General features: G+C 69.9%; 4 protein-coding genes. 3 read left to right on the top strand and 1 reads right to left on the bottom strand.

From position 1 onward, the window contains the following. Window position 1 precedes the first annotated feature (1 nt). Complete coding sequence (gene hpnN / locus BG90_RS20220; protein WP_025990423.1) at window positions 2-2635, bottom strand: hopanoid transporter HpnN; 2634 nt, start codon at window positions 2633-2635, stop codon at window positions 2-4. A gap of 587 nt (window positions 2636-3222) precedes the next feature. Here hpnN and BG90_RS20210 point away from each other — a divergent pair. The 3 genes from BG90_RS20210 (at window position 3223) to BG90_RS20200 (ending at window position 15611) form a co-directional block, all read left to right on the top strand. Beyond that, entirely contained in the window at window positions 3223-4782 is a 1560-nt protein-coding gene (locus BG90_RS20210; protein WP_041281805.1) for an acyltransferase domain-containing protein, read from the top strand. A 102-nt stretch (window positions 4783-4884) separates the two neighbouring features. Next, window positions 4885-11499, top strand: a complete 6615-nt coding sequence (locus BG90_RS20205; protein WP_010121017.1) for an SDR family oxidoreductase — start codon at window positions 4885-4887, stop codon at window positions 11497-11499. Next, window positions 11496-15611, top strand: coding sequence for a cytochrome P450 (locus BG90_RS20200; RefSeq protein WP_045568373.1), 4116 nt, complete (start codon window positions 11496-11498; stop codon window positions 15609-15611). Before BG90_RS20205 ends, BG90_RS20200 begins: the two co-directional genes overlap by 4 nt. The last annotated feature ends 27 nt before the right edge of the window (window positions 15612-15638 follow it).

Genomic DNA, 15638 nt, shown 5'->3' with positions numbered 1-15638 from the left:
CTTATTCATCGATTCCTTGCGATTGATTCGTCACGCGCTTCGTGCGCGGCTTGCCCATCAGCACGGGCTGGAACACGACGGCGCCGATCAGCGTGCACGACAGCGCGAGCGCGAGGAGGCGCCCCATGCTCGCCGTGCCCGGATGATGCGACAGCCACAGGCTGCCGAACGCGGTGGCCGTCGTTGCGGCGCTGAACAGCACCGCGTGCGTGAGGCTCGACTGCAGCAGGCCCGTCTGGCCCGCGCGCCATGCCATCACGAAATACACCTTGAACGCGACGCCGACGCCGAGCATCAGCGGCAGCGCGATGATGTTCGCGAAGTTGAGCGGCATTCCGAACAGCACGCACAGCTCGAGCGTCACGACGCCCGACACGAGGAGCGGCACGAGCGTGCGCAGCACGTCGCCGAAGCGGCGCAGCGTGATCCACAGCAGCACCGTGATCGACACGACCGACAGCGCGGCCGCCTGCAGGAACGCGTGGATGATCGTGTCGGCCGAGTGCAGGATCGAGATCGGGCCGCCGATCGCGCCCGGCTCCGCCGCCTTCACGGCCTGCGCGAAGCGGCGCAGCATCGCGTCGTCGCCGGGATCGACGCCCTTCGGCACCTTCGGCGAAATCTGCACGAGCGCGCGGCCGTCCGGCGCGATCCAGTCGCGCACGATCTGCGGCGGCAGGTTCTCGCGCGTGATCTCCGACGGCTGCAGCAGCATCGCGAGCTGGTTCAGCGCGATCTTCAGCGGCGCGGAGAACGCGTGTTCCGCGCGGTCGCGCGTCGCGCCGTCGGCGGCGGCGAGCTTCGCGAGCGATTCGGACAGATGCTTCGCGGCCGCCGCGCCCGGGCCCGGATAGTCTTCGGACGCGTATTCGAGCAGGTTCGACGCGCGCTTCAATGCCGCGACGCGCTGCGCGTCGGGCACGGGCGCCGCGGCCGGCTGCGTGAGCGCGGGCAGCAGCTCGCGCGCGGTCGCGGCGATCGTCGCGAGCTTCGGCGGCTGCGCGTCGGGGATGAACGTCGACAGCGTCGTCGTGCGGCCGACTTCCGGCAGCGCTTCGAGACGCTTCGCGGCGGCGTCGGCGGCCGCGAGCGACGGCGCGAGCATCGACACGTCGTTGATCGACGCTTCCGGCGAATCCTTCAGCGCGAGCAGCGTCGCCATCGATTCGCTGCCCGGGTCCTTCAGATGCAGCGGGCTGAAGTCGAAGCGCAGGTGCGCGAGGAGCGGCAGCGCGCCGATCACGACGGCGAGCGTGCCGATCAGGATCGGCTTGCGATGATGGTCGAGATAGTCGTCGACGGGCGCGAGGCGCGGAAAGCCGGGCGGCTTGCGCTCGCCGGGCGGCGCGAACAGCCTGATGAGCGCGGGCAACAGCGTCATCGTCGTGAAGAGCGCGACGAACATCCCGACGCCCGCGATCAGGCCGAGCTCCGACACGCCGCGGTACGCGGTCGGCAGGAACGAGAAGAAGCTCGCGGCGACGGCCGCCGTCGCGAGCGTGAGCGGCATGCCCATCGCATGCGCGGCGCCGACGAGCGCGTGCTCGAGATTCGGATCGCGGTTGCGCTCCTCGCGATACTTCACGCCGTACTGGATCGCGAAGTCGACGCCGAGGCCGACGAACAGCACCATGAACGCGACCGAGATCATGTTCAGCGAGCCCACCATCATCAGCCCGAGCGCGGCCGTGACGACGAGGCCGACGAACAGCGTGACGAACACCGACGCGATCATCCGCTTCGAGCGCAGCGCGACCCACAGGATCACGAGCACGATCGCGAGCGTCGCGATGCCGTTGACGGCCGCGCCGTCTTCGACCGATGCGAACTCCTCGTCGGCGAGCGGCTGCTCGCCCGTCAGCCGCACGACGGCGCCGAAGCGCTTGTCGAGCTGCAGCGCCTGCGCGGTCGCGCGGATCGTCCGGGAGGTCTGCTCGCCCGCCTTCAGCGCGCCGTAGTTGACGACGGGCTGCACGGTCACGAACGCGCGCGCGGGCTCGCGGGCCGCGTCGGCGTCGACGAGCGCGCGCCACGAGAACGCGGCCGGCTTGCCGGCCAGCACGTCGTCGACGGTCGCCGCGCTGCGCGCGAGCAGCTTCGCCATCCCGGACAGCTTGACCTGGCCCGACTGCAGCGGCACGCCGAGCGTCGTCGACAGCGTCGTCGCGAGGCCGGTGATGCTCGGATCCTTCGCGAGCACGTTGATGAGCGGCCGCGCGCTCGCGAGCTGCGCGGTCGTCGTCGCGACGTCCTGTTCGGGCAGGAACAGCAGGCCGTTGTGCTCGAAGAGCGGGCCGCCGCCGGGCTCGGACACCTGGCCGATGCGGCCCGCTTCGGTTTCGCGGCGCAGGCCGTCGGCGAGCGCATCGGCGGCGGCGGTCGCGAATTCGGGCGCGGGCGCCTCGACGACGGCGAGGATCGTCTGGCTGCGCTGCGGGAACGCGCCGTCGATCGCGTTGCCGAGCGCGGCCCATTGCGGGTCGTTCTCGACGAGCTTGCTGATGTCGGTGTTGATCTTGAAATGGTGTGCGACATAGACGCTGCTGAGCGCGGCGACGACGAGCGACAGCACGACGACCCAGATAGGGCGCCGCACCGACCAGGCGACGAGTCGAACGAGGACGGAAGTCAGCATGAGGCGGCGGGTTGGGGGGCTGCGGAAAGGCAAAGTATCCAAGTATACCGGCGCGCGGGTTTCAGAGTCGGCAAGGTTCCGGCGCGTGTGAATTTCGCCGGATTGTTGCGAAATAGGGTTCGAATGTCGCGGAATGCGGCGGGGAGGCGGCACGAAGGCGGGCGCAGGGCTCGTGGAGCGGCGCGGCGGCGCGTGCGGGAGCATCGCGCACGCGGACGCCTGCCGGCGCGCGCCGATTCGATCGCGACGGCCGCCAATCGGCGGCGCCGCGCGTGAATATCGATTTTCAGTCGTTTAATTCAACATTTTTAACAAACAGTGCCGCGAAATTGACTTTCGATTCGGATCGGCGCGGCGCGATGTCATGCCTATTCGATGCGTAAATGCGCTCAGAAGATATGTAGTTTGGCGAACATAGGTGTGTAAGCACGCGTGTTACTTTACGTCAATGCATTATTGGATTTAAGGATTGCATATCGCCGGCGCGATGCGTAATCGAATAAATATTCAGCAGGAGGCTGAGGAGACGAATTCTCGACCGATCGACATCGGGCCGTTCGGCGTTGGTGGTGGGTAAAGGCAATCACATGGTGCAAGTTGCATTTCTGTTTCCCGGGCAAGGCGCATTCTATGCGGGCGCGACGCGGGCGTTGAGCGGCGCGTATCCCGTGGTGCAGCAGGCGATGCAGGCCATCGATGCCGTGTCCGTCCGGCGGCTGCGCCGTCCGCTGCTCGCGACGCTGCGGGACGAGCACATCGGCGTCGAGGACCTCCTGCAATACGCGCCGGACCTGCTGCAGCTCGCGATCTATGCGACGTCCGTCTCGTACTTCGAGGCGCTGCGCGCGCACGCGGTGCGGCCCGACGTGCTCGTCGGACACAGCTTCGGCGAGATCGCCGCGCTCGTGTGCGGCGGTGCGTTCTCGATCGAGGAAGGCGCCGACATCGTCTGCGACCGGATCGACGCGTTGCGCGCGGCCGCGCCCGCCGACGGCCGGATGGCGGCCGTGTCCGCGTCGCCCGACGCGGTGCGCGCGCATCTCGCCGCGTGCTTTAGCGGCGCGCCCGAAGAACGCAAGGGGCGCGTGCGGATCGCGGTCGAAAATCATGCGTCGCAGACCGTCGTATCGGGTGCGCAAGAATGCGTCGATGAATTCTCGGCCTATTGCGCTCGGAATAATATCTCCGCGCAAATATTGAATTCGCCTTACGCATTTCATCACGACGATCTGGAAAATGCGCGGATCGAATTCGGGCGACGTCTGAAAGCTTATAAAAACAAAGCGCTCGAATATCCGGTTTATTCACCGATATTGAATCGCTATTACGCGGCGGCCGACGATCTCGGCGCGTGTCTCGCGCGCCATCTCGTGCTGCCGGTCCGGTTCGGAGATGGGGTCGCAAGACTGAAAGCGGCCGGCATCGGCGCGCTCGTCGAGTGCGGTGCGCTGAACGCGCTCAGCAAGATCGCGGTGCGCGCGCTGGGGCCCGGCGCCATCAAGACCTTTTCGGGCGTGTCGAGCGTGGGAGGCGAACTCGGCGGCCTGGAGAACGTTCTCGCATATTTCAATGGGGGTAGTGTCATGAACGACGACATTCGCGCAAGCCATCTGCAACTCGATTTCGACGAGTTCTGGCGCAACAGTGGTCCGGGGATCGTCGACAAGATCAAGGGCGAGCTCAAGCGTTACTTCGACGCGCGGGGGCTGCAGGCGACGCCCGCGCCGCAAATCGTGACCGAACGCGGCGGCGCGGCCGGTTTCGCGCCGGCCGCGCCTGTCGCGCAGGCACCGGCCGCGCCCGTCGCGCCCGCCGCACAAGCACCGGCCGTGCCCGTCGCGGCCGCCGCACCCGCCGCGGCTCCGACCGCGCCCGTGCCGCGCGACCGGCTCTTCACCGAGCTCGTCGCGATCTACGCGGAGGCGATGGAGTATCCGGTCGAAGTGTTCACCGAGACGGTCGAGCTCGAAGCGGAGCTCGGGATCGACTCGGTCAAGCAGACCGAGATCATCCAGCGGATCAGCGCCCGCTACGGGCTGCCGCCGCTGCCGGCGAACTTCCGCGCCGGCGACTTCAAGGCGATGGGGCAGATCGTCGACTTCGTCCATGAGCACCAGGGCAAGGCGGCGGCGCTCGTCATGAGCTGAGCGCCGCGCACGCACCGCGCGCCACGAGAAAAACGAGAGGAGAGGGCCGGATCAGACGGAAAGTCTCGTCCGAATGTTTGGTAATCCTGACCACTGCGATTTATGTCGAATTCCTATCTGAAGGGGAAACGGGTTCTGGTGACGGGCGGGGCAAAGAATGTCGGCAAGGCGATCTGCCGCCGCTTTGCCGAACAAGGCGCGCATGTCATCGTCAATTTCTTTCATTCGCTCGACGCGTCGAAAGAGACCGCGGCCGAGTTGCGTGCGCTCGGCGCGACGGTCGATGTCGTGCGCGCGTCGGTCGCGCAGCCGGCGCAGGTCGAGCGGATGTTCGACGAAATCGAAGCGAAGTACGGCAAGCTCGACATCCTCGTCAACAACGCGGCGTCGGGTGCGCTGCTGCCCGTCGACGACATCGAGGCCGCGCATTTCGACCGCGCGCTCGACACCAATCTGAAAGGCGCGTTCTGGTGCGCGCGCCGCGCCGCGCGGCTGATGGCGCGCGCGGGCGGCGGCGCGATCGTCAACGTGTCGTCGGTCGGCTCGACGCTCGTACCGGCGAACTATCTCGTCGTCGGCACCGCGAAGGCCGCGCTCGAATCGCTGACGCGCTATCTGGCCGTCGAGTACGCGAGCCTCGGGATTCGCGTGAACGGCGCGTCGTCGACGCTGATCGACGGCGACGTCGCCGCGCAGTTTCCCGATCCCGACAACACGAAGCGCTCGAGCATCGCGGCGACGCCGCTCGGCCGCCTCGCGACCGCCGAGGATCTCGCGGATGTCGTGCTGTTCCTCGCGTCGGACGCGGCGCGCTGGATCACCGGGCAGGTGATCGTCGCGGACGGCGGACTGTCGCTGTGCAGCGAGGCGTTGTCGCCGCGGCGCGAGTGGCGCGCGGCGGCGGATTCCTCCGCGCCGAATGGCGATGCCGCGCCGTTGTCGACCGCGTTTTCGAGCCGGGCGAGCGCTGGCGTCGCGGCTGTGCCGGCTACGTCGGCCGCGCCGCATGATGCGGGCTTCGGCGCGCACGCGGCGAAGCACGGTGCCGACGTTGCCGGAACCGTGGCCGCATCAGCGGTCGCGCAAAATGCCATGAGCGCGCATGTGCCCGCGCCGTCGACCGATTCAGCCGCGGCGCATGCGCCGGCCGCATCGGCATCCGGCGCGCACGCGGCTTACCCGGCGCCGTCAGCCGCTTCGGCCCGGGCGGATGCGAGCATCGCCGCATCGTTGCCTTCTTCCTCCGTCGCGGCGGCGCTCGCGAACGAGAACGCGAATGCGAACGCATCGAACGCGCGCGGCGCACGCCCCGCGGTGTCGGCCGACGCAACCGGCGCGCCCGGCGCCGAAGGCGCGCTCGAAGACGACGCCGACGAAATCGCCGTCGTCGGCATGGGCGTCGCGCTGCCCGGCGCGAGCGATCCGGAAGCGTTCTGGCAGGCGCTGCTGAACGGCCCCGAGCTGTTCGGCAACGTGCCGCCCGATCGTTGGGATTACCGATCGTTCTATTCGCCGGATCCGTCGGCGGAGGACAAGAGCTATCAGTCGCGCTCGGTGTTCATCGAACGCTTCGAGCCCGAGGCCCGCCTGCGCGCCGAGATCGAAGCGGCCGCCGCGCCCGACGAGCTGACGACGCTCTGGCTGCGCCATTCGTTGCGCCAGGCGCTCGACGGCGTGCGCGTTCGTGCGGGCGACCGCACGTCGTTTCTCGTCGGCTACACGGCGGACGGCAGTCAGCACCTCGAAGAAGGGATGGTGCTCGCGGCGATGCGCGCGCGGCTGCGCGACGCGCTCGGCGAAGCCGGCGCGCCGCCCGACGAGCGCGAGCGCCGCATCGCGCAGATCGACGCCGTGCTGCGCGCGCGTTACGCACGCGGCACGGGCGAGCTGTCCGAGTTCTTCCCGCATCGCGTCGGCCTGAATGCGATGCGCGGCGTGCTGCCCGACGACGCCGAATACATGATGGTCGACACCGCGTGCTCGTCGTCGCTCTATTCGGTCGACCTCGGCATCAAGAGCCTGCTCGCCGGCAAGCACGACGTCGTCGCGTGCGGCGGCGCGTTCGCGCTCGCGCCGCGCGGCTCGATCCTGTTCTCGAAGCTGCACGGGCTGTCGAAGAGCGGCGAAGTGCGGCCGCTCGACAAGGCGTGCGACGGCGTGCTGTTCGCCGACGGCGCGGGCGTCGTGATCCTGAAGCGCCTGAAGCGCGCGCTCGCCGACGGCGACCGCGTGCTCGGCGTGCTGAAGGCGTTCGGCTCGTCGTCGGACGGCAAGGGCAAGGCGATCTACGCGCCGAACTCGGCCGGCCAGAGCATCGCGATCGATCGCGCGTACCGGCAGACCGACGTGCCGAAGGACGCGGTCGACTGGGTCGTCGCGCACGCGACGGGCACGCCCGCGGGCGATCTCGCCGAATTCCAGAGCCTGCGCGACATGCCGAAGCGCGACCGGCCGGTGTACGTGACGTCGAACAAGTCGCTCGTCGGCCATACCGGCTGGGCGGCGGGCGTCGTGTCGCTGATCCAGGTGCTGCTCGCGCTCGAGCACGGCCGCATTCCGCCGCAGCATCGTTTCTCCGAGCCGCCGCAAGAATTCGACATCGGCGCGAGCGGCTTCACGATTCCGACGCAAGCCGTCGACTGGCCGCGCAAGACCGATGCGGCGCGCGTCGCCGCGGTGTCGGGCTTCGGCTTCGGCGGCACGAACGGCCATCTGATCGTCGGCGAGCATCGGCCGGACCTGCGCGCGTCGAAGCCTGCCGCGCGCGTCAATCGCGAGCCTCTCGCGATCGTCGGCTGGTCCGCGAAATTTCCCGGGCTCGGCGGCCGCGACGCGATCGCCGCGTGGCTGAACGGCGCGGGCGCCGCGCCCGGCGCGAGCTTCGGCCTCACGTATCCGCTGCCGAGCTTCGATCGCGTGCGGATGCCGCCCGCGGTGCTGCGCGCGCTCGACCGCTGCCAGTTGATGGCGCTCGACGCCGCGCACGACATGCGCGAGCAGTTGCGCGACTACTGGGGCGCGCATGCGAACGCGATCGGCGTCGTGATGGGCCACATGGGGCCGACGCGCAACGCCGCGCTGTACGCGAGCCGCTGCTATCTCGACGACATCGCGACCGCCGTGCGCGCGAGCGTCGACGACGCGTCGCGTCCGGCGCTAGACGATGCGCTCGCGCGCGTCGCCGAAAAGACGAAGCGCCTCGTGCCGCCGACGACCGAAAACTCGTTTCCCGGCATGATGCCGAACGTGATTCCCGCGCGCGTCGCGAACTATCACGATCTGCACGGGATGAACATGACGGTCGACGCCGGGCACGCGTCGACGCTCGCCGCGTTCGAAGTCGCGTCGCGCTTCCTGAGAAGCGGCGAGCTCGACATGGTGATCGTCGGCGGCATCAACGGCAACTCGGCCGACGAAGTGCAGCCTGCGTTCGACCGGCTGCTCGCCGAAGGAATCGTGCTGTTCGCGGTGACGACCAAAGCGCAGGCCGACGCGGCCGGGCTGCCGGTGCTCGCGTGGGTCGAGAGCGGCCGCGCGTTCGCGGACGCTTGCGCGCCGCAACGCGCGCTGCGCGATGCCGACGGCCGCGAAGTCACGTACGCCGGCGCCGACGGCGCGCTCGCGGTGCTGCGCGCGCTCGTCGGCGGCGAGGACGCCGCGTCGGTCGCGTTCGGCAACGATCGCGATCGGGTGCGCTTCGGCTTGCGCATCGATCGCAACGCGCCGCCGGCAAGCGGCGAAAGCACGCGCACGCATGCCGTTCCGGATGCGCCCGGCACGTCGGCGGCGGCTTCGGCGCCGTCTTCGTCGGCTCCCGTTTCTTCTCACCTTTCGGCATCGCCGCCGGCATTTGCTTCGGTATCCGCATCGTCATCGCAGCCCGTTGCGCCGATCGCGACGGATGTCCGGGCGGAAACGCCGGCGCCTGTCGTGCCGTCCGCCGCCGGCGCGTCGACCGAGAAGCGCGTGCCGATCCCCGCCACGCTGAAGGCGACCGACGTCGCCGCCGACGGCGAGCCGCTCGGCGTCGCCCGATATCGGATCGATCTGCAGGAAACGCCGTGGCATGCCGGCGCGGGCGCGATCGCGTATCTGCCCGCGGGCAGCGTCGTCGTGACCGACGCGCCCGAGCTGCTCGACGGCATCGGCATGCTGCCCGCCGATCTGCTCGTGCTGTCCACTCGCGCGACGACGTTCTCGCGCGCGCGGCTCGCCGTCGTCGACACGCTCGGCGAAGCCGCGCTGCAAGGATTGATTCCAGCGGGCGCGCGTCACCTGCGGCTGCTGACGTCGCTGCACACGAGCGCGCTCGAGCCGGATCGTTTGTCCGCGCCGTCGCCCGGGCTGCTGAAGCTGCACGACCTCGCGTTCCTCGCGCTCAAGCAGTGCTACGACGGCGTCGCGCAGCAGGGCTCGTTCATCGCGCTGCTGCTCGACGCGGTGAAGGACGACGTGCTGCATCCGGATGCGGGGATGTTCACGGGCCTCGTGAAGGCGCTCGCGATCGAGCTGCCGCATGCGCGCTCGCTCGTCGTGCTGACGGACGACGCGGACATCCGGCAAGGCGTCGCGCAGGCCGAGCGCGAGAGCGGCGCGCAGCATCTGCTGCCCGTCGTCGCGCTGTGCGGCGGCCGGCGTCTGACGCCGCGCGTGACGCGCGACGCGGGCGAGCTGCCCGCCGACGGCTTCGCGCGGCTCGATCCCGATTCGGTCGTCGTCGCATTCGGCGGCGCGCGCGGGATCACGGCCGAGCTGATGAAGGCGGTCGCCGAGCACTTCCAGCCGACGATCTATCTGATCGGCAGCAGCGGGCTCGACACGTACGGCCCCGATGTGTTCGCGGGCAGCGACGAAGCGTTCGCCCGAGGTCGTCCCGACTACATCCGCGAGCAGAAGGCGCTCAATCCGCATCTGCCGTTGCCCGCGATCATCAAGGCGTTCGAGCGCCAGGCCGACGCGCGCGCCGCGCGCCGCAACATCGACGTGATGAAGTCGTACTGCGGCCCGAACAAGGTGTTCTATCTGCGCGCCGACGTGCTCGACGCGGGCAGCGTGCGCGCGGCGGTCGACAAGATCGTCGCGGCCGGCCAGCCGATCGATCTCGTCGTCAACGCGGCGGGCCTGAACCGCTCCGCGTCGATCAACGTGAAGTCGTTCGACGATTTCGTCGCGGTGCGCGACATCAAGATTCGCGGCTACTGGAACGTGCGCGACGCGTTCGGCGCCGCGCAGCCGCGCGCGTGGTGCAACTTCGGCTCGTTCATCGGCCTGACCGGGCAGGCGGGCGAGACCGACTACGCGTCGGGCAACGATTTCCTCAACACGCAGGCCGCCCATCATCGCGCGGCGCTCGCGCGCGACGAGTTCACGATCGGCTGGACGCTGTGGCGCTCGGTCGGCCTCGGCGCGAATCCCGTCACGCGCGCGTTCCTCGAGAAGAGCGGGCTCTTCACGAGCATGCGAACCAACGAGGGCATTCATCACTTCCTGCGCGAGATCAATCTGACCGAGCGCGCGGCGAGTTCCGTGCATCTCGGCGCGGCCGAGCGGCGCGCGATCGAAGCGCATCTGCCGACGTTCTTCGAGACGCCCGAGTCCGCGCCGGCCGCGCGGACGGAACGGTCCGTGCAACCGCCGGGCTACGCGCCGAACGTACAGGCCGCGCCGGGCGCGCACGCCGGGCAGCCGGCGCAGCGATCGCATCCGGCGCCGCCGCGCGAGCGCATCGCGCCGCCGCCGAGCCACGATTTCTATCTTGGCCGCGAAGTGCGCCGCACGAGCGACAGCGTGACGTTCGAGCGCGTCTTCGACCTGCGTACCGATGCTTACCTGCAGCACCACGTCGTGAATCGCTTCGCGACGCTGCCCGGCACGTTCGTGCCGGAGCTCGCGGCCGAAGCGGCGATGAAGCTGCTGCCGGGACTGCGCGTCGTCGGCTTCCGCGACGCCGCGTTCCGCCACTTCCTGCGCGTGTACGACGCGCAGCGGCCGAGCACGAAGCGCATCCACGCGCAGGTCGTCGGCCGCGAAGGCGATGCGGCGGTCGTGCAGGTGCGGATCACGGGCGACGTGCTCGCGCCGAACGGGCAGGTGCTCGTGCAGGACAAGCTGCACTTCGAGATCAAGGCGCTCGTCGCGCCGCGCTACGCGAGCGCGCCCGTCTGGCCGATGCGGCCGGACGAGCCGCGCACGCCGGTCGCCGATCCATACCATTTCGAATCGGCGCCCGTGCGCCTGACGGGCATGTTCGTGTCGACGGCCGATACGGGCGTCACCGCGTCGGGCAAGGTCGCGCGCTATCAGCTGAGCGTCGCCCCAGACGATCCGGTGTTTTCGCGTTTCGTCGTCCCGAGCATCATGCTCGACGGCCTCGCGCGCGTCGCGGTGCTGAACTATGTCGCGGGCGATTACATTCCGCTCGCCGCGCCGGTGTCGATCGGCCGGATCGATTTGTACGAAGGCGGCAACGACTGCGAACTCGCACGCCGCTACCGCCGGATCGACCTGTACGCGACGCCCCGCGAGTTCGCGCTCGAAGGCGCGCACAATGGCAACCGCTTCGCCGCGGTGCGGCCCGACGGCCGCATGCTGATGGAGATGAGCGACGTGTCGGGCGTCGTGATCGGCTACGTGCACCGGACGACGGGCGCGTACGCGACGAAGGCCGAGGTCGACGCGCGCGCCGCGCGCCTCGCAACCGATCGGGAGACGGCATGAGCAAGCACCGTCAGGCGCCGGGGCCGCGCGGCAGCCTCGTGATGGGCAATCTCGCCGCATACAAGCGCAATCCGATCACGATGCTGCTGCGCCTGCACCAGCAATACGGCGACGTCGCGCGCAACCGGCTCGGCCCGTTCATCACGCATGCGCTCGCGCATCCGGACCACGTCCAGTACGTGCTGCAGGAGAACCATCGCAACTACGTGCGCGGGCGTTTCTACGACAACTTCAAGATGTTCTTCGGCGACGGCCTGCTGACGACCGACGGCGAATTCTGGCGCCGGCATCGGCGCGCGGTGCAGCCGCTCTTTCACAAGAAGCAGGTCGACGCGCACACGGCCGCGGTCGGCGACGCGGCGCTCGCGCTCGCGCATCGCTGGAGTGCGCTTCCGCCAGGCAAGGCGGTGGACGTCGTCGAGGAGATGATGCACCTGAGCCTGCGGATGCTCGGGCTGATGGTGTTCAACACCGACGTGTCGACGCATGCGGAAGCGGTGGGGCCGGCGGTGCGCTTCGGGATCGAAGCGATGATGCCGCAGGGCAACATGAACGACTTCATCCCGCGCTGGGCGCCGACGCGCTTCAATCGCCGGATCGCGCACGCGCGCCGCGCGATCGACACGATCATCGCGAAGATCATCGCCGATCACCGCGACGAACGCTGCGAGCCGAGCGACGTGATCTCGCTGCTGCTGAACGCGCGCGATCCCGACACCGGCGCGCCGATGACGCAGCAGGAAGTGCATGACGAAGTGATGACCGTGTTTCTCGCGGGCCACGAGACGACGGGCGCGGGCCTCGCGTGGGCGCTGTATGCGCTCGCGCAGCATCCGGCGGTGCTGCGCCAGCTGCGCGATGAGCTCGACGCGCGCCTCGGCGGGCGCGCGCCGACCGTGCAGGACTTCGAACAATTGCCGTATCTGTCGCAGGTCGTCGACGAAGTGCTGCGCGTCTATCCGCCGATCTGGGGCTTCACGCGCGATCTCGTCGAAGACGACGAGATCGGCGGCTACCGGATTCCGGCGCGCTCATCGGTGTTCATGTCGCCTTACGTCACGCATCGTCATCCGGCGTTCTGGCGCAATCCGGACGCGTTCGATCCGGAGAACTTCGCGAGCGATGCGGCGGCCCGCCATCGCTTCGTCTATTTCCCGTTCGGCGGCGGGATGCGCAAGTGCATCGGCTTCCAGACCGCGCTGCTGCAGATGCGCGTGCTCGTTGCGGTGATCGCGCAGCATTTCGATCTGAACGTGCTGCCCGGCCATCCGATCGAGCTCGGCGCGACGATCTCGCTGCGGCCGATGCACGGCATCCGTCTGATCGTGAAGCCGCGCGAGCGTCAGCAGAGTCATCTCGCGCGCGTGCGCGAGCACGAGGCCGCGCGCGCGCTGCGGCCGCTCGGCGACACGATCGAGCCGACGGGCGCCGCGTGTCCGATGGCGGCGGCGGGCGCGAGCGCTGCGGCGGGGGCGGACGCTGCGGCGGGGGCGGACGCTGCGGCGGAATCGGCGCAAGCGCTCGATGTCGCGCACGCGAGCGGCGCCGCCGTCGCCGACGAGCGTGCGGCGGCCCGGCAACACGCCGACGCCGCGAGGCTGTCGCTCGCGACGCCGAGCGATGCCGCCGCCGACGCGAGCGCCCGCGGCGTGCCCGCATGGCGCTTCACGTGGCGGCCGGCGCCCGTCGATCCGGTGCCCGATGCGCCGTCGCCCGCGTTGAGCGGCAAGCGGATCGCGCTCGTCAACGGGCGCGGCGGCACGGTCGAGCGCATCGCGGCCGCGCTCGCGCGGACGTGCGCGAAGGTGTCGGTGTTCGCGCCCGCCGCGAACGCCGATGATGCGGAGGCTGCGCGGACGTTCGTCAACGAAGCGGGCCCGCTCGACGGCATCGTCGATCTCGGGCTCGAAGCGCCGTTCGCGCTCGACGATGCGAGCGCGTGGGAAGCGCCGATGCGACGCACGGTCGAGCTGCTGAAGGCGTGCTACGGCGACTGGGCGGCGGAGGACGACACGTCGCGGCTCTTCTACGTCGCGCTCACGTGGATGGACGGAATGATGGGCTACGGCGATGCCGCCGCGGGCGCGCAGCCGCTCGGCGGACTGTGGGCGGGACTCGCGAAGACGCTGCCGCAGGAGCTGCCGAACTGCAACGTGCGCGTGCTCGACATCTCGCCCGACGAGACGGGCCGCGTCGACCGGCTCGTCGTCAACGAGCTCTATCGCTGGGGCCTCTTCGAAGTCGGCTACCGGCGGGGCGTGCGCTACACGCTGCACGCGCGGCGCAATGAACTGCCGCCGCTTGCCGTGGATGCGCGCACGACGCTCACAGCGGGCGACACCGTGCTGTTCTCGGGCGGCGCGCGCGGAATCGGCCTGTTGTGCGCGCGCGCGCTCGCCGAGCGTCACGGCTGCGCGGTGATCGTCACGGGACGCGAGGCGCCGCCCGACGGCAGCGAGCCGTGGATGGCGCTCGACGACGCAGGCTTCAAGCGATACAGCCTCGAACAGCTGCGCGCGGCGACGCCCGACAACCCGCCGAAGGCGATCCGCGCGACGTTGCAGCGGCTCAAGCGGCGGCGCGAGCTGAAGGCCGCGCTCGACGAGATGGCCGCGCTCGATCTGCCGGTCCGTTATCGGGTCTGCGACGTGACCGACCGCGCGGCCGTGCGCGCGCTGTGCGACGAGCTCGGCGATTCGCTGCGAATGGTGATCCACAACGCGGGCGTCGACCAGCCGGTGCGCCTGATCCAGAAGGGCGCCGACGACTTCGCGCGCACGGTCCGCACGAAAGTGCTCGGCTTCGCGAATCTGTGCGATGCGGTCCGCGCGCGACCGCGGCTCGTGCAGTTCTGCAACGTCGGCTCGCTGACGGGCCGCTGGGGCGGGATGACGGGCGAGACCGACTACGCGGCCGCGAACGAAGCGCTCGCGCGCCTCGGCCTCTGGGCGGCCAAGCATGTGCTTCCGCCCGCGTGCGGCGTGAAGACGCTCGTGTGGCCGACGTGGGAAGGCGTCGGAATGATCACGAACTTCTCGGTCACGCAGCGCTACATCACGCCGATGAACGTCGACGAGGGCGTGCGGCATTGGCTGCGCGAGCTCGCGTCGCCGGGCAGCGGCGAAGTGATGTTCATGGGCGCGGTCGGCCGCGCGCCGACGCCCGTGCAGATCAAGGGTTTCCAGCCGATCCGCGAGCTGCCGAACATCGGCGAGCTCGTCACGCGCCGGCATCACGTCGGCGAGCCGCTGCGCTTCCGGCCGTTCAAGCGCTTCGAAGGCCGCTATGCGATCGATCCGGCGGTCGCGCCATACGCGTACGCGTTTCGCTTCAACGGCCGCGCGGTGCTGCCCGCATCGCTCGTGCTCGAGCACGCGTGCGCGGTCGGCGACTGGGTGATGCCGCCGACGGGCGAGCCGCGCGACCTGAGCGAGATGACGAACGTCGTGCTGCGCCTCGACGCGCTGCCCGACGTGCCGAACGGCGGCGCGCCCGTCGAGATCGGCAGCGAGGCGGCCGGCTACATGATCGGCGACGTCTGGTGCGTCGACGTGCGCTGCAGCGACGCGCGCACGCAAACCGAGCTGCTCAGCATGACGCTCGTCTACCGGCCGGAGCCGGAGCAGATCGGCGCCGCATATGCGCGGCCGCCCGGCGCGACGCCCGAACCGCCGCGGCTGACGAGCGCGCCTCACGCCGCGTGGAACGGCGATCTGCTGCCGGCGGGCGACTGGAGCGTGCCCGACGACGCGTCGGCCGGCATCGTGCGGATCGGCCGCGTGCCGCCCGCCGCGGTGCTGAGCCTGTGGACGCTGCCGTTTCCGCTCGAGCTGCGCCTGCCCGTCAATCACGTCGAGCACGTGCTGCGCGTACTGCTCGCCGAATGGGGCGCGGCGCAATCCGACGCGCCGGCCGTCTGGCGGATCGGCAGCGCGAAGCTCGCGCGGCTGCCGGCGTCGTCGGCCGACGGCGTCGTCGAGTACGCGACCGGCCGCTTCGCGGTGGTCGATGCGCGCGGCTACGTGCTGCTGCGCCTCGACGACACGCGCGTCGACGCCGCGCGCACGATGCAGCCCGAAGCGGGCGCGCTTGCCGATTCGATGACGGCATGACGCGCGACCGTACCAGTGGAGGAACCA

Source organism: Burkholderia oklahomensis C6786 (assembly GCF_000959365.1).
Taxonomy (GTDB): Bacteria; Pseudomonadota; Gammaproteobacteria; order Burkholderiales; family Burkholderiaceae; genus Burkholderia; species Burkholderia oklahomensis.
The sequence above is the reverse complement of the archived record's forward strand: the minus strand, read 5'-3'. Positions and strand labels throughout refer to the sequence as shown.

Bases quoted from the DNA above. Each gene is read 5' to 3' on its own strand.
- BG90_RS20205 (WP_010121017.1), top strand. From the start codon at position 4,885: ATGTCGAATTCCTATCTGAAGGGGAAACGGGTTCTGGTGACGGGCGGG.
- BG90_RS20200 (WP_045568373.1), top strand. From the start codon at position 11,496: ATGAGCAAGCACCGTCAGGCGCCGGGGCCGCGCGGCAGCCTCGTGATG.
- BG90_RS20210 (WP_041281805.1), top strand. From the start codon at position 3,223: ATGGTGCAAGTTGCATTTCTGTTTCCCGGGCAAGGCGCATTCTATGCG.
- hpnN (WP_025990423.1), bottom strand. From the start codon at position 2,635: ATGCTGACTTCCGTCCTCGTTCGACTCGTCGCCTGGTCGGTGCGGCGC.